Source organism: Neobacillus dielmonensis (assembly GCF_000612665.1).
Lineage (GTDB): Bacteria > Bacillota > Bacilli > Bacillales > Cytobacillaceae > Neobacillus > Neobacillus dielmonensis.
The window spans coordinates 1-14746 of record NZ_HG942049.1 but is presented as its reverse complement, the minus strand read 5'-3'; the positions used below and the strand labels follow the sequence as shown (position 1 = coordinate 14746).

Below are 14746 nucleotides of genomic sequence, written 5' to 3'. Positions count from 1 at the left end.
TGGATGAATTTCCCTAGTTTCCAATTTTGCCATTGTTAACCATATATAGATACAATGTGAAGGTCACGTTTTAAAATGTGCAGAGTAAGTGGAACACTACAGTCTAACAATTGCGATACCGACAAAGGAGGTGAATAGGTCAAGTAAATTGAGTACGGATGTGACAAAGGGAAATGGAAAATGAACCGTAAAACGACAATGTTGAGAGATTCGTAGAGGATGTTGCTTTTTCCAAAGTTCTAACTGCAGGCCATCGCATAAAAACAGGTAAACATTTTGTATGGAAAATGGCCGAGAGTAGCACTTCAAATCATGAGAGAACTAGGAATCTCGAGTACTTATGTCGTTGATGAAAAGAAGTCCTGTTCGGGAGTTTACGGCATCTGTTGCGAGAAACGCAATGGATCAAAAAGAAAAAACAAGGGGGAATTATGTAAATGTTAAAAAGATTGGTTGGAATCACTTCAGCGGTAGCACTAACGTTTGGATTGACAGCCTGTGGAGGAGAGAGAACAGGAAGTTCATCTGGCAGTATAGGTGAACAGGTAGACCACAAGATCATCGGGATCGATCCTGGTGCAGGAGAAATGAAGTTAACAATCAATAAGGTCCTGCCTCAATACGGACTCGATGACTGGGAAGTAGTGGAAGGTTCAACCGCTGCCATGACAGCCACTCTGAAAAGAGCATATGACAAGAAAGAGCCAATCATTGTAACAGGCTGGAACCCGCACTGGATGTTTTCTAAATTTGATCTAAAATACCTAGAAGACCCAAAAGGGATTTATGGTGGAGATGAAGAGATTAACACGGTTGTTCGCCTGGGTTTAAAGGAAAAACATCCCGATGCTTATAAGTTGCTTGATCAATTTCACTGGAAGCCAAAAGATATGGAAAAAGTGATGGATTTAATGGAAAGTGGAAAGGAACCAGCTGTTGCAGCAACGGAGTGGGTAAAGGAAAATAAAGAGTTAGTAAGTACTTGGACTGAAGGGATCAACAAGGTTGACGGTGAAGAACTAAAAATGCTCTATGTGTCATGGGATGATATGATTGCCAGCTCAAATGTTGTAGCGAATGTGCTTGAAAGTGTAGGATATAAGGTAAAATTAATTCAGGTTGATGCAGGTCCTATGTGGACTGGGATAGCAGACGGAAGCGCTGATGCAATGGTAGGTGCAGCGCTGCCTACAACTCACGCTGACTATTACAACAAATACAAAGGGAAGTTTGAAGACCTGGGCCCAAATCTTACTGGTACTCACCAGGGATTAGTCGTACCAGCATACATGGATATTGATTCAATTGAAGATCTGAAAGAATAATATATAATCACTTGAAAAGATAGCTAGAAGCACAATCAGCTATCTTTTCTATTTTGCTGGAAAACTGCCCGAACTTTCTGCTTGGCTAAGTGGACAAGAGATGAATTCAGTGCAATTAAAAATTTGGATTTACTTATGAACAGTGTTAATAAAGTTTACATGATAATTTGCATTTTATTGCTTGCTAGTAGATAAACTGGAAGTAAAAGGATGGTGGGAATGATGGATGATTGTTTTGAGTTTATTGCAGATGCAATCTTAATGAAACCCAATCCACAATCAAAACTAAAATCGGCAATAGAAAACTTAAGATCTGAGGCATGGTTCAGCTGGGGCTTATGATTTTTAATATTGAAGAAACCACCCCGTTTATGGAATCACAAGGATGTGAGACTGTAAATTTAATAGGATCGAATCCAGTAGCAATCCTAAGGAAGGATAGTTGAAATTATTGGAGAGAAAAGGTGAACGCGAAGTAAGCAAAATAATTAATTTTATTGTCAACTCACTTGCAATATATTGGTAAGAAAAGTGATTTACACTTTTTAAATGAAGTGAAATTTTTTGTTGCTAAAAGTGTATTTTTTGTTACAATTATTTTAATAAAATGTAATATAATTTAAATATATAAATTTCTAAAAATAGAAAAAGGCAAACCATTCGAAAGATTGGGACGCAAAGCTTCAGGTCTAAGGTGATAAACTATGACGGCTGAGTTGCCTAAAATAGAACATATTTTAGGGGTGTGCATGGGTGACTGCTTTAGCTTACGAACAAGAGACATACATTGATGTGAAAGAACTAAGTAATGAGAATCTAGTAGAATTATATGTTACAGCCGTACTAGAAAAATATGAAGACAGTTTAAAATTCTTTGAAAAAGAATTATTCGAAAGAAGGTTATTTTTAGTCGCCTTAGAATGGTATGACAATAAAAAGAGCTTTTTTCGTAAAGGGATTTTAAAATAAGGTTCGTGTCGGACAGGGCAAGCAACTTAGTAATTGCCTACCCCTGTCTTTTTTTTCGTATTTGAATAGGGAAGAACTGATTTGTAAAATTCCCCGTTAACAACGATTAATCTTGTTTCTAAGATCTAAGTTGAATGGTAAAATTTAGTTGAAAAACTTTTTTACGAAGAGGTGCTCAATGGAAGTAATTTTAACAAGTGTTTTTTCAGCGATTATTATATTTATTACCATCTTTTTTATGATCAAGGTGTTCCTTATCGGTTATAAGAGGAATGAGATATCATTTCGAAAATTCATTATTTTTTCAACTTCTTCAATTGTCATAGGTGTTATCGTCGCTTCCGTATTACCCTTTGGGTATCAAAAGATCTTCTATTATATCTATTAATTAACTCTTTGTTTTAAATAACAATATTATGTTAACTCAGTCTCGTAAATGTTAGAAACCAACTAACATAACGGGGCATTTTTTTATTCTTAAGAACATTAACACCTAATGCCCCAACCAGTGCAAAAACAAGGCTTGGGGTAAATAAAAGCGTCCCCAAACGCCCCGACCAAGACAAAAATAAGGCCTAGGGTAAATAGAAGCAGCCCTAGCGCCTGAGGATGTGCTTACCTTCAAATACATAAATACAAACTTAAAGACTGCTAAATTATGAATCAAAGCAGGATGTGGAACTTGTCGAATCGAATCTAAATAGGTGCAAGGAAACTGAAATTAGACAATGAAATATAAGACTAGAAAAGAATCAACCATATTGAGTGTGAAAGGAAAAGGAGGATACACGAATGAATGGTTTTCTTTTAAATAAGGGAACTAAAATACTATCAGAGGTAAATTCTCAACCAATTGGTCATGCGATTAGAATCTTTACCCGTGATCTCGAAAAAAGAATGACTGATGCGGAAACTATTGAAAATCGTATAAAGCTGATTAAGGTTCATAATCTTGACCAAGAACAATATCAAATTGATGTTTTATCCCATGACGTTATGGAAATAAAAGCATCGAATGATTTGGGTTTTGTCTATGCCTTACTGTTTATTAGCCATAAATTTTTAAAAATAAAACCGTTTTGGTTCTGGATGGACCAAGAAATAGAACCGATGGATATAGCGGAAATCCCAATAAAGACATACATATCGCCCCAAAAAGCAGTCAAATACAGAGGCTGGTTCATTAATGATGAAGTTTTAATCGATTATATGTGTGAGAAATATCAATCGGATGAACTTTGGGATATGGCGTTTGAGGCCTTGCTTCGCTGCGGGGGCAATATGGTGATTCCGGGGACCGACCGTAATTCAAGGAAATATCGTCAAAAAGCAGCGGATACGGGACTTTGGATTACCCATCACCATGCAGAACCATTGGGTGCCGAAATGTTTACAAGGGCATACCCCAAATTAGAACCATTCTTCAAAAAATATCCTGACCTTTTCCATCAATTATGGGAAGAGGGGATAGTGGAACAAAAAGAGCATAACACCATCTATAATTTGGGGTTTCGCGGCCAAGGGGATTACCCTTTTTGGTCCGATGATCCCGAATATGACACGCCGCAAAAAAGAGGGGCCCTTATCAGCGATTTAATCAATATTCAATATGAAATGGTAAAAACACATGTAAAGGATCCCGTCTGCTGTACCAATTTATATGGTGAAATTATGGAGTTGTACAATGAGGGCCATATTCACTTGAATCCGGAAATCATAAAAATTTGGGCAGATAATGGTTATGGAAAAATGGTTTCAAGAAGACAGGGAAACACCAATTTACGAGTGCCGGCACTGCCAGACAGCGAAGGACGTCATGGAATCTATTATCATGTCTCGTTTTATGACTTACAGGCAGCAAACCATATGACGATGCTTCCAAATTCTGTGGATATGGTCAATGATGAACTGCACCATGCGTTTTCAAAAGGTGTGAGGGACTTTTTGATTGTCAATTGCTCTAATATACGTCCGCATGTCTATTATTTGGATGCTGTAAGAAAGATTTGGGAAGGCAATGCTATTGCGAGTAAAAGTCATGCTGTCCAATTTGCAGCAGAGTATTTCGGTGAAGCAGAAGGCGTTGCGGAATGTTTCTCGGAATATGCCAAATGTGCGGTGAAATACGGTAAGCATGAGGATGACCATGCGGGGGAGCAGTTTTATAATTTCGGAGTTCGAGTATTAGCTAGTCAATGGATGAAAGACCATAAAAATCATTCTCCTCAATTTACCTGGGCAGCGGGAAATGTCTCGTTTGACAGGCAAGTTCAATATTTCAAGAACACATGCGTGACAGGAAAGACATTTACTAATTTGTACGATAAGTGCAGCCGGGTAAGCAATACCTTGGATGGTAAACAAAAGTTATTGTTTGATTCTACTATCTTTTTGCAGACAAAAATCCATCTATATTGCATACAGGGAGTATTGGCATTTTGTGAGGCGTATGAGGCTTTTGCAGGTGAAAATTATAGGAGTGCCTTTTTCAAGGCAGGCCAGGCATCTGAAAAATTCATGGCAGCTAATACGGAAATGAGGCATAGTGAATACGAAAATTGGGACGGCTTTCATGAAAATGATTGTTTTAGTAACTGCAAGTTTACAGCGTACGTATTAAAAAATCTTATGAGCTACATACGTGTAATAGGTGACGGGCCAAGATTTTTTAATTGGCAAAGAGAACTGTTTTATACGGAGGAAGAACGAAGAATTATGCTACTGACAAATGTACGGAATTACCCGACGGATGATGAGATCTATGCTGTAATGAAAAAGAGAAAGGCGGAAGAAATCAAAGTTTGATGTATTTTTTGAGGCTATCAATCAGTAAAAGTAAAAAGGCGAACAGCGAAAGGCACTGTTCGCCTTTATGCATTTGTTTTAATTGTACGAGGCATGTGCTAGAAAAAAAGATTTCTTTTTCCTTTAAAAACTGGAAGCTTTCTTAGCTATGCCATCATATTATAAATGACACAATGTAGGCTATATTTCATACTATATTTTGGGGGTGGAAAAATGCCAAGGGTAAATTACCGAACTTCAGATGTTGACTTAATGGCAAGGATGATGAGAGCAGAAGCCGAGGGTGAAGGAAAACAGGGAATGCTATATGTTGGAAATGTGATTGTAAATCGAATTGTAGCCAATTGCTTAGACTTTAAAGGCTTAAGAACAGTTAACCAAGTTATTTTTCAAGTACAAGGCGGAAATTTTTCCTTTGAAGCCGTTCAAAAAGGAAATGTATTTTATCAAAGAGCAAGAACTGCCGAAAGAAGATTAGCTAAAATGAATTTGGATTATTGGAGAGACCACCCAGGGAAATATGCTCTTTGGTATTTTAATCCACATGCTCCATGCCCTCCAACATGGTACGGTCAACCTCAATCAGGTCAATTTAAGGAACATTGTTTTTATGAACCAAAGGCTGGAACATGTGATAGTGTTTATAGCGGTTAAGCTTACTCTTGGAGTAAGCTTTTTACATACTTTTGTGGAAATAATATCCAAAATTTGTAGAATAATTTGTATTTTTGTAGAATAACTCATGATTTTGTAGAATAGTCCGTGACTTTGCAGAATTCCCCTTTAGTTTTGTAGAAAGGCGATCTAAAGAAACGTAATCCCATGATTATCCTCGACGCAGCTATCTTATTTATGTTACGCCCACCATGCTGCATGATAACAGCATGGCGTTCTCGATTCTTTTTATTAACATTTGGCTGTTCTAAAACCTTCTGAAACTGAAATTACCTGACTGGAGCCGCCAAGGGCACGGCAAAAAGTTGATTATGAGGCTGAAAATGATGTGCAAGATGAGGAAGATGGTAATGATGGGCATGATGATGATACCATGATAATGGGTACCCGTGTCCCAAATACGAACCATAATTGGGAGCGGGCACCGGCATAAAGCCATAAGGTGGGAACATATTATTTCACCTGCTTTTTGCCATCATGATATGAAGAGCTAACCAGAAAAGAGCTTATCTTTATTCATGTTTCGTCATTGATGGGCTTTGAAACCTTTTCAGGAGATCCCCGTATTAAACAATAATTACGATTGGGGAGGAGAACGGTATGTCTGAAAAAGGTTGTATCAAATGTGGAAGCAAGGATGCAGGAACAAAGGAAGTGGCTATGACCGGTACCGGAATAACAAAAATATTTGATATTCAACATAATACGTTTGTTGTCGTGTATTGCAAAAAATGTGGTTATTCCGAGTTTTATAATAAGCAAACTTCTAAAACATCCAATATCCTGGATTTATTCTTTGGCTAATATATAAGGGGCTTATCGAACTTCTGTTAAGCCCTTTCCCTGAATTTCCAGTGAATCCACCATGTGGTAATAAACTGCATGGATTTACATCGTTACTGAAATTTTGTAGATATCTCCTAGGAATTTGTAGATATTCCCTTGAAATTTGTAGATACATAGAATTTTTGAGTTTTTGTCCTCATCCTGTATACATTCTCCTATATTCGGTCGGACTGATGTGTTCAAGCTTCTTAAATATAGAGCAATAGTAGTTCACATGCTCAAAGCCAACCAACTGAGCAATTTCTTTTATAGGCAAAAGTGGACTCTGCAATAAGAGTTCTTTGCTTTTTTGGATTCTTACAGAATGAATATATTGAAAAATTCTACTATCCGTCGTTTTCTTGAAAACCGAACATAGATGTTGCGGCGTAATCCCCACAACTGCAGCGAGATCGTCCAAAACAAGCGGCTTATGATAATTCTGCTCAATATAAGAAAACAATGAAGCCAGCCTGGAATATTGGCTTGCTACACTGCTATTAGGATTCCTGGAAGTGTATTGAAGAATATCCAAAAGCAGCGAGTACGTTAGACTAGAGTTTTTGAGACTCTTTAATGGTACAACTGATTTTTCCATCTCTATAAGGGCATGGATGTTGGATAGAAACACATGGGGCTTGGCCACATGGATAACACAGGAGGTATCAATTCCAATCGTTTGTTTTAAGAAATGTTCCACCAGCTGGCCATCGAAGACCACCCAATGGGTAATCCACGCTGAACTTCTGGCAAAATACTCATGCCCGACTCCTTTAAAAAGCAGCATCGCATTTCCTTCTCCCACCCGAAACGTTTGTTCATTTGTTCGTAACTCCCCTTCGCCTTTCACACTATAAATGAACTGATAAAAGTAACCATTCGGGCAATTAACAGGTTCCTGCTCCCAATCACTGCCTGCACCTAAACAATAGTAGGGGAGCTTTTTATCCGATTCTGTAAGTATAGGTAACGCTCTACTATTCATCACTGCACCTTAATTTCCTTATATGATACTTAATATTATTAGATTGAAAGCGGTTTTCGTCAACCGTATCATTTAAATATATTGATAATTTAAAAGGGAGCTGGAGCGGTGGAGTATTCTAAAGTAAATAACCTGTTACACGGGGGCGATTATAATCCTGAGCAGTGGCTTGACAGGCCAGACATACTGAAGGAAGATATCCGTTTAATGAGACTGGCAAACGTTAATGTGGTCACACTAGGGGTGTTTTCTTGGTCTAGTCTCGAACCCAAAGAAGGCGTTTTTACCTTTCAATGGCTGGATGATATCATGGATTGGCTTTATGAAAATGAAATTTATACGATATTATCGACACCAAGTGGGGGAAAGCCGCCATGGATGGTGAAGAAATATCCGGATATTATGCGAACAAGAAGAAATCGGGTGCGGCACCTATATGGGGAAAGAGAAAACCAGTGCAATAGCAACCTAACCTTCCGCCGCAAAGTGAAAGAAATTGACCAAGAATTAGCTAAACGTTATGCACATCACCCAGGGTTGGTGATGTGGCATATTTCCAATGAAATGTACGGGGAATGCCATTGTGAATTGTGTCAACAAAATTTTAGACAATGGCTAAAGCAAAAATACAGTTCAATTGAAACATTGAATGAGCAATATTGGAGTAACTTTTGGAGCCACACCTACTCAGATTGGGATGAAATTGAATCTCCCGCGCCACATGGAGAAACAGCTGTACATGGACTAGCATTGGATTATAAACGATTTTATTCGGATTTAAGCATCGATTTTTTAAAGCAAGAGATAGAGGTAGTCAAAAGTTTTAATCCCGAAATACCAGTCACGTCCAATATGTTTCATTTAAATTGTGGAATTGACTATCACAAGTTACACAAAATCATCGATATCGCTTCTTGGGATAGTTACCCTAAATGGCATTGTGGGAAGGACAAATCAACGGATTGGAGCCAAGCAATCTCGGCTGCCTTTCAATTTGACTTTTGCAGAAGTTTGAAAAGCCAGCCATTTTTGCTGATGGAAAGCACCCCCAGCACGGTGAATGCTTCTGATGTATGCAAATTAAAACGGCCTCGGATGCATCTGTTGTCAGCCGTTCAGGCCGTGGCGTGTGGTTCAGACAGTGTTCAGTATTTTCAATGGCGGAAAAGCAGAGGCGCTTATGAAAAATTCCATGGCGCTGTGGTTAGCCATAATGGCAGTGCGGAAACGAGAGTATTCCGTGATGTTTGTGACGTGGGCCATTTTTTAAACCAGTCATCGCATTTAAAAAACACGGTGACGAAAAGTGAAGTGGCCCTTATTTTTGATTATGACAGCCGAATGGCTTTATTGGAACAAAAGAGCCTCAAGAACAAAAACAAGAATTTTGATGAGATCGCCCTTCAACATTATGAAGCCCTTATGAAAAACTATGTATCCGTGGATATCATCAGTCAGGATTGGGATTATTCCTCCTACAAGGTGGTCATTGCCCCGGTTTTATATTTATTTAAAGAACAGACCGCCAATAAAATAAGAGAGTTTGTGAAAAAAGGCGGAACGGTCGTGATGACATACTATAGCGGGCTTGTGAATGAAAATGATTTGGTTTACTTAGAGAACCCGCCAGCAGGACTTCAGGATGTCTTTGGGGTGGAATCAGAAGAGGTGGATTCCCTTTGTGATGACGAAGATAACATTGTAAATTGGAATGAAAAACAGTATCGGGCCATTGATTACTGTGACTTAATTAAGGCCAATCAAGCAAAGGTATTGGCGAAGTATGGAAGTGATTTTTACAAGGGACTACCTGCTTTAACAGAAAACGCGTATGGGGAAGGAAATGCGTATTACATAGCTTTTCATAGTGATGGAGAGTTTTTATTTGATTTTTATCAGGAATTAGTTAAGCATAACAAAATCCAAAGGATCGTGGACATTGTGCATTGTCAGGATGTGATGATCCGGGAAAGGGAAAGTGAAGATAATAAGTATCTTTTTGTCATGAACTTCAGCACCCACGAACGGAAGCTTTCATTGCCTGGAAATTATTCATCCTATCGGGGGAAGGAATTGCATAACCACAAATTGTTATTAAAAGGATATGAATTTGCGATTGTACAAAAAAGCAATAATTGACTGTTATTTCATTAAAAAGGACTGAATTTTTTATTAAATCCATCGATGGATTTTAGTGAAATGCAAACAGAGCATTCCTGATAGAGGTGGTAGAATATGAGCAGAGAAGGTCGCAAGGAGATAAAGGAAAGTTCTTTTCATATTGAATATACAAAAGACATGAATATTAGCTATTTATCCCATAAGGATGATCCCCATCAAATGAATTGGGTGGAAGGAACACAGTACTGGGGGACCGTTAAAGCACCAGAAGGGATAGCGATAAAGGTGTCAAGAACTATAACGGAACGAGCCACGCTTCGGGAGGTCTATGAGTTTACTAATCATACGGGGTTTGATATTTTTTCTAAAGTCGGTGATACCTCCATCTACACGACATTTAATGATGATTATGAATCAGCGGAGATCTGCACCGTGAAAAAATGTCATGCGCACATTTGGTGTGGTGGGGAAGTAAGTTACGTGATGGGTTTGCGGATGGGTGGCGAAGGCCCCCATTTGGGATTGATCCTAACAAAAGGCAGCATAACCTCCTATAGTGTGGAGCGTAATTTATCGTTAATCAGCAACGACCGGGGGGACTTTTTGCTGCATATCGCGCCATTTGATCTGGCGCCAGGAGAAACCTACCGGTTAGAATGGGAATTATTTTGGCACGAAGGCAAACAGGACTTTTACAAAAAACTACAAACCTATCCTACCTATATCCAAATCCAAGCAGAACAGTACACTGTGTTCGAGAAAGAAGAAGTCCAATTGGAGATTATCTTCCATCCGGGTTTAGGAAATCCTGTCATTCATGTTTTGCGAGAGGGAAGGCCCATCCATTATCTGAAAGAAAATAATAGCATCATTGTCAAAGAGGGGAACCTGGTTGCCGGCGAATATGTTTATTCGATTAGCATTGGAGGTGTGACGACTGAAACAAAAATTCTTGTGCTTCCCGATATAAAAAAACTTACGGCTAGCAGATGTAAATTTATTGTCAATAACCAACAGTACCATAAGCCGGGAAGCCCATTGGATGGCGCCTACCTCATTTATGATAATGAGGAACACCGCAGCTATTATTCTCACCGAAATGACCATAATGGCGGCAGGGAACGGGTCGGAATGGGAGTATTACTTGCCCGTTTTCTGCGAGAGAATGAGAATGAGCAAATGGAGAAAAGCTTAAAGAAGTATATCAATTACATCAGAAGAGAGCTTTATGATGAGGAGACAGGTGTGGTCTTTAACGACATCCATCGAAATAATGATTGGCACCGTTTATATAACTATTCGTGGTTTGCTGTTTTGTTTAAAGAATTATACCTGACATGGAAAAATAAAGGTTTTTTACAGGATATGTCTAAGATATTGTTGGCGTACTACAGGCATGGGGGGAACAATTTCTATCCTATTGAGCTGCAGATGTTTGAAATTCTTCAATTACTGGAGGAAGCGGGGCTAACCAAGGAAAAAAAAGAAATTTTCAACCACTTTGAGGAACACATCCAGACGATTATCGGTTATGGAATCGATTATCCCAAATCAGAAGTTAATTTCGAGCAATCCATTGTGGCCCCTGCTGCGTTTCTTTTGCTCGAAATGTATAAACTGACGGATAATCCTAGGTATCTTGAGGAAGCAAGGAAGCATGTGAAACTATTAGACCTCTTCAACGGTCTTCAACCCGATTATCACCTGTTCGAAAACGCTATTCGGCACTGGGACGGATACTGGTTTGGCAAAAATAAACTGTATGGTGATACGTTTCCGCATTATTGGAGCGCCTTAACGGGAAGAGTTTTTCAAAATTTAGCCGAAGTAACGAAGGATCTTGAATACGCTAAAAAAGCGGAATCCTCCTTTCGAGGCGTCTTAAATCTGTTTTCACCGGATGGAAGTGCGTCATGTGCGAAACTGACTCCTTTCACGGTGAATGGAGTAAAAGCCGGTTTCTATGATCCATGGGCAAACGATCAAGACTGGGGACTATATTTTATGTACAATTATATTAGTTGATCTTTGTCTCGGCGATGGAGTGAGAAAAGAAATGCTTTTGGAAATTTGATTGGAGGATTAACGACCGGACCCGCGGTTTTGAGGTCGATTGATTGCTTATAAGGACTATTAAGGACAGTTCCACCTTTTTTTTACAAAAGAGCTAGTTTCCTTGTCACTAAGGAACTGGTGTTAACTGGATTTTTTGCTGATTATAAAGGAGTGGGAATAATAACGGAGGGTGCCACTATAAGTTATACTTTTGGGACACCCTCTTAGTTTATTTTTTAGGAACTATTCTTCGGAAAAAACAGCAATTAAAACTTTGGCAACGTCCACTCCAATATTTTTCACGTAGTGAGGGACACTTGCACACCAGCTGAAAGTATCTCCCTCTTCCAAGGTATAAGAGTCTTCTCCTTGTTCTGCGAGAATTTTTCCCTTAATAACGACGTGACATTCTTCCCCTTCATGGGCATTTTTTCCTCCAGTAGAAGCTCCAGGGGGGAACTCCACCAATCTAACGCTTAAACCTCCTCTTGAAGCTAAATGCTCCACCTTTAAATTGGACTCCTTGAAGGTTGATACTTCTCGTTCATTTTTACGTTTTACCGTCATGTGTTCATCTTTTTCTAACAGAAGATAGGGTAAAGGAACTTTTAAAACTGCAGCGATGGTTTGTAAGGTACTGATGGATGGAGACGTGTTGTTGTTTTCAATATTGCTAATAAATCCCTTCGAAAGACCCGTTTTCTCACACATCTGTGCAATAGTTAATTTTTTTCTATTTCGAATCGAACGGATTTTAGATCCGATATCCATTTATTTCACCTCATATATGTTTACTAATAAAGAACTTAGTTTCATATTAACAAATAATTTGTTGACAATCCATATTTAGTTTTGGTATTTTATAAAAGAACAAAATTTCGTATTAGAAAACAAACAAATAATATACATTATTTTTTGCTATTACTTAGTTTATATACAAGGAGGTTTTGCAAATGGAAACGGATATGATTTATGAACTTCGTCGTCCTAAAAATGCACTACCTGGTAAAAAGTATCCTGCGTTATTTGTGATGCATGGCATAGGAAGTAATGAACAAAATATGCTGTCACTTGTTAGTGGTCTAGAGGATTCTTTCTTTATTTATAGTATTCGGGGACATTTGTCCCAGGGTCCTGGTTATGCCTACTTTACGATCCAAGGGTATGGCAAACCGCATCGAGAAGTTTTCGATGACGGTATCAAAAGATTAGCTAACTTTATTGATTATGCATCAGAACATTACCCAATCGACCCTGAGCAAATTTACTTGTTGGGCTTTAGCCAAGGTGCGATTGTTTCCATGACATTAGCAGCTTCCCTTGGAAACAAAATCAAGGGTGTTGTAGCGCTCAGTGGCTATATTCCGCAGTTTGTAAAGGAAGAATACAAGATCAACCCGGGCAATCATTTATCATTGTTTATATCACACGGGGAATATGATCAGGCTCTTCCATATGAATGGGGAGTTGAAAATGCTGAGTATTTTACTAAACTTGGAATTCCAGTGACGTTTCATTCTTATCCGGTAGGGCACACAGTATCGGAAGAAAACCTTCAGGATTTTCAATCTTGGATTTTAAATGATTTACAAAGATAAAAACAGGGAGGAAGAAAAACGATGATACCATCATTATTTATCGCACATGGGTCACCATCGCTTGCAATTGAAAAGAATGAGTACACGCAATTTTTAAATCAATTGGGTCAAAACTTACCTCGTCCAAAAGCGATTGTTATATTTTCAGCCCACTGGGAATCGAATGTTCAACAGGTAAGCATGGTCGATCAATATAGTACCATATATGATTTCGGTGGATTTGATCCATCATTATACAAAATCAAATATCCTGCTTATGGAAGCAGCGCTATAGCAAAAGAAATAGAAGAGCTATTCAATCAAAATGGTATCTCATTTGAAAATGAAACAACTCGTGGTCTTGATCACGGAGCATGGATAGTTTTGCGTATGCTTTTTCCGAACGCTGATATTCCGGTTATTGCCATGTCGGTGAACCCAAATCTAACTCCTGAGGAGCAGTATAAAATCGGAAAGTCTCTATCGGAGTTAAGGGAAAAGGATATATTAATCATTGGTAGTGGGGGAACGGTTCATAATTTAAGAGCCTTAAAATGGTCTGACGATGGAAAGGCTGATTCATGGGCACTTGAATTTGACGATTGGTTAGCCTATCATCTTGAACACTGGGATTTGCAGTCCTTATTTAACTATGAATCACTTGCTCCGAATGCATTATATGCAGTACCTCCATACGGCAGAGAGCATTTTATTCCAATCTTTTATGCATTGGGTGCAGCGGATAATAGTCAAAAAGTGACTTTACTCCATCGTAGTTTCCGATATGGAAGCCTAAGTCACAGTGTTTGGCAATTAGGATAATGTCTTAAGTAGTTCATATATCTTGATTTGATAATATTTAGTTTTGAGATAAAACGTTAAAAGGGAGAGAATAATAATGCAATTAAAAAACGAAATCGGAACATTAATATTACGCGTAACATTAGGCGCATTATTTTTAATACATGGGATTGTAAAGTTTCAGGGTGGAATTGAAAATACAGTAGGCTGGTTCAGCAGCATTGGAATACCAGGTTTTATGGCCTATGCAGTTGCCTTAATCGAAATTATCGGTGGTGTGGCGTTAATTATTGGTTTTGCTACTAGATATGTATCTGCTTTGTATGTATTGTTAATGATTGGCGCGATCGTAAAAGTAAAACTTTCTGTGGGTTTATTAGGTAACGGACAAATGGCTGGCTATGAACTGGACCTCGCATTTTTAGTGATATCTGTCTATCTTACAATGAACGACAGCAAGTTATTATCCATTCATCAACTGTTTAGCCAGAAAAATACAGATAACGTAAAGAAGGCTGCTTAAGATAAATATATTTTAGTAGTAATACTGGTCTAAAAAAGCCAATCTAAATTATTCGATTGGCTTTCTTTACGTGCGCCCAGCATGG

General features: G+C 38.4%; 14 protein-coding genes and 1 riboswitch. Of the genes, 12 read left to right on the top strand and 2 right to left on the bottom strand.

Translation table 11 applies throughout. The annotated features are described in order from the left end of the window. The first annotated feature begins 437 nt into the window (after positions 1 to 437). The 7 genes from BN2425_RS07690 to BN2425_RS07665 all read left to right on the top strand — a co-directional run bounded on the left by BN2425_RS07690 (position 438) and on the right by BN2425_RS07665 (position 6578). A complete protein-coding gene (locus BN2425_RS07690) occupies positions 438 to 1325 on the top strand; it encodes a glycine betaine ABC transporter substrate-binding protein (protein ID WP_042457227.1) in 888 nt (295 codons plus the stop codon). Positions 1326 to 1544: 219 nt separating this feature from the next. Beyond that, positions 1545 to 1667: a hypothetical protein gene (locus tag BN2425_RS23320; RefSeq protein ID WP_264757801.1), complete on the top strand. Its 123-nt coding sequence runs from the start codon at positions 1545 to 1547 to the stop codon at positions 1665 to 1667. 298 nt (positions 1668 to 1965) lie between these two features. Further along, positions 1966 to 2049: riboswitch (cyclic di-GMP riboswitch) on the top strand. 29 nt (positions 2050 to 2078) lie between these two features. Beyond that, positions 2079 to 2294 carry a hypothetical protein gene (locus BN2425_RS07685; protein WP_042457224.1) on the top strand — a complete coding sequence of 72 codons (216 nt, stop codon included), beginning with the start codon at positions 2079 to 2081 and terminating at the stop codon, positions 2292 to 2294. Between the two features lie 178 nt (positions 2295 to 2472). After that, entirely contained in the window at positions 2473 to 2682 is a 210-nt protein-coding gene (locus BN2425_RS22965) for a hypothetical protein (RefSeq protein WP_042457221.1), read from the top strand. Between the two features lie 404 nt (positions 2683 to 3086). Continuing rightward, positions 3087 to 5099, top strand: a complete 2013-nt coding sequence (locus BN2425_RS07675) for a glycosyl hydrolase 115 family protein (protein WP_042457218.1) — start codon at positions 3087 to 3089, stop codon at positions 5097 to 5099. A 213-nt stretch (positions 5100 to 5312) separates the two neighbouring features. Next, positions 5313 to 5753 (top strand): cell wall hydrolase, encoded by a 441-nt coding sequence (locus BN2425_RS07670; protein WP_042457215.1) that lies wholly within the window; start codon positions 5313 to 5315, stop codon positions 5751 to 5753. Positions 5754 to 6374: 621 nt separating this feature from the next. Further along, the gene (locus BN2425_RS07665) at positions 6375 to 6578 is read left to right on the top strand and encodes a zinc ribbon domain-containing protein (protein WP_042457212.1); all 204 of its coding nucleotides are present in this window, start codon (positions 6375 to 6377) and stop codon (positions 6576 to 6578) included. A 178-nt stretch (positions 6579 to 6756) separates the two neighbouring features. Here the strand turns inward: BN2425_RS07665 and BN2425_RS07660 are convergent, their stop codons facing one another. Next, complete coding sequence (locus BN2425_RS07660; RefSeq protein WP_042457210.1) at positions 6757 to 7584, bottom strand: AraC family transcriptional regulator; 828 nt, start codon at positions 7582 to 7584, stop codon at positions 6757 to 6759. A gap of 108 nt (positions 7585 to 7692) precedes the next feature. On the opposite strand from BN2425_RS07660, the gene BN2425_RS07655 reads away from it, so the two are divergent. Next, positions 7693 to 9723 (top strand): beta-galactosidase, encoded by a 2031-nt coding sequence (locus tag BN2425_RS07655; RefSeq protein ID WP_042457207.1) that lies wholly within the window; start codon positions 7693 to 7695, stop codon positions 9721 to 9723. Between the two features lie 96 nt (positions 9724 to 9819). Beyond that, positions 9820 to 11730, top strand: a complete 1911-nt coding sequence (locus BN2425_RS07650; protein ID WP_042457205.1) for a hypothetical protein — start codon at positions 9820 to 9822, stop codon at positions 11728 to 11730. A 273-nt stretch (positions 11731 to 12003) separates the two neighbouring features. Here BN2425_RS07650 and BN2425_RS07645 read toward each other — a convergent pair whose 3' ends face one another. Beyond that, the gene (locus BN2425_RS07645; RefSeq protein ID WP_042457202.1) at positions 12004 to 12531 is read right to left on the bottom strand and encodes a helix-turn-helix domain-containing protein; all 528 of its coding nucleotides are present in this window, start codon (positions 12529 to 12531) and stop codon (positions 12004 to 12006) included. 182 nt (positions 12532 to 12713) lie between these two features. Here BN2425_RS07645 and BN2425_RS07640 point away from each other — a divergent pair, with 182 nt between their 5' ends. From BN2425_RS07640 to BN2425_RS07630, 3 genes are all read left to right on the top strand, one after another. Beyond that, a complete protein-coding gene (locus BN2425_RS07640; protein WP_042457201.1) occupies positions 12714 to 13358 on the top strand; it encodes an alpha/beta hydrolase in 645 nt (214 codons plus the stop codon). Between the two features lie 21 nt (positions 13359 to 13379). After that, positions 13380 to 14159, top strand: coding sequence for a DODA-type extradiol aromatic ring-opening family dioxygenase (locus BN2425_RS07635; protein WP_042457199.1), 780 nt, complete (start codon positions 13380 to 13382; stop codon positions 14157 to 14159). A 76-nt stretch (positions 14160 to 14235) separates the two neighbouring features. Then, on the top strand, positions 14236 to 14661 hold the full coding sequence (locus BN2425_RS07630; protein WP_042457196.1) for a DoxX family protein: 426 nt from the start codon (positions 14236 to 14238) through the stop codon (positions 14659 to 14661). The last annotated feature ends 85 nt before the right edge of the window (positions 14662 to 14746 follow it).

What these genes read in the sequence shown, in the direction of transcription:
- BN2425_RS07675 (WP_042457218.1), top strand. Translation starts at nt 3,087, where the DNA reads ATGAATGGTTTTCTTTTAAATAAGGGAACTAAAATACTATCAGAGGTA.
- BN2425_RS07645 (WP_042457202.1), bottom strand. Translation starts at nt 12,531, where the DNA reads ATGGATATCGGATCTAAAATCCGTTCGATTCGAAATAGAAAAAAATTA.
- BN2425_RS07660 (WP_042457210.1), bottom strand. Translation starts at nt 7,584, where the DNA reads ATGAATAGTAGAGCGTTACCTATACTTACAGAATCGGATAAAAAGCTC.
- BN2425_RS07690 (WP_042457227.1), top strand. Translation starts at nt 438, where the DNA reads ATGTTAAAAAGATTGGTTGGAATCACTTCAGCGGTAGCACTAACGTTT.
- BN2425_RS22965 (WP_042457221.1), top strand. Translation starts at nt 2,473, where the DNA reads ATGGAAGTAATTTTAACAAGTGTTTTTTCAGCGATTATTATATTTATT.
- BN2425_RS07630 (WP_042457196.1), top strand. Translation starts at nt 14,236, where the DNA reads ATGCAATTAAAAAACGAAATCGGAACATTAATATTACGCGTAACATTA.
- BN2425_RS07650 (WP_042457205.1), top strand. Translation starts at nt 9,820, where the DNA reads ATGAGCAGAGAAGGTCGCAAGGAGATAAAGGAAAGTTCTTTTCATATT.
- BN2425_RS07670 (WP_042457215.1), top strand. Translation starts at nt 5,313, where the DNA reads ATGCCAAGGGTAAATTACCGAACTTCAGATGTTGACTTAATGGCAAGG.
- BN2425_RS07640 (WP_042457201.1), top strand. Translation starts at nt 12,714, where the DNA reads ATGGAAACGGATATGATTTATGAACTTCGTCGTCCTAAAAATGCACTA.
- BN2425_RS07665 (WP_042457212.1), top strand. Translation starts at nt 6,375, where the DNA reads ATGTCTGAAAAAGGTTGTATCAAATGTGGAAGCAAGGATGCAGGAACA.
- BN2425_RS23320 (WP_264757801.1), top strand. Translation starts at nt 1,545, where the DNA reads ATGATGGATGATTGTTTTGAGTTTATTGCAGATGCAATCTTAATGAAA.
- BN2425_RS07635 (WP_042457199.1), top strand. Translation starts at nt 13,380, where the DNA reads ATGATACCATCATTATTTATCGCACATGGGTCACCATCGCTTGCAATT.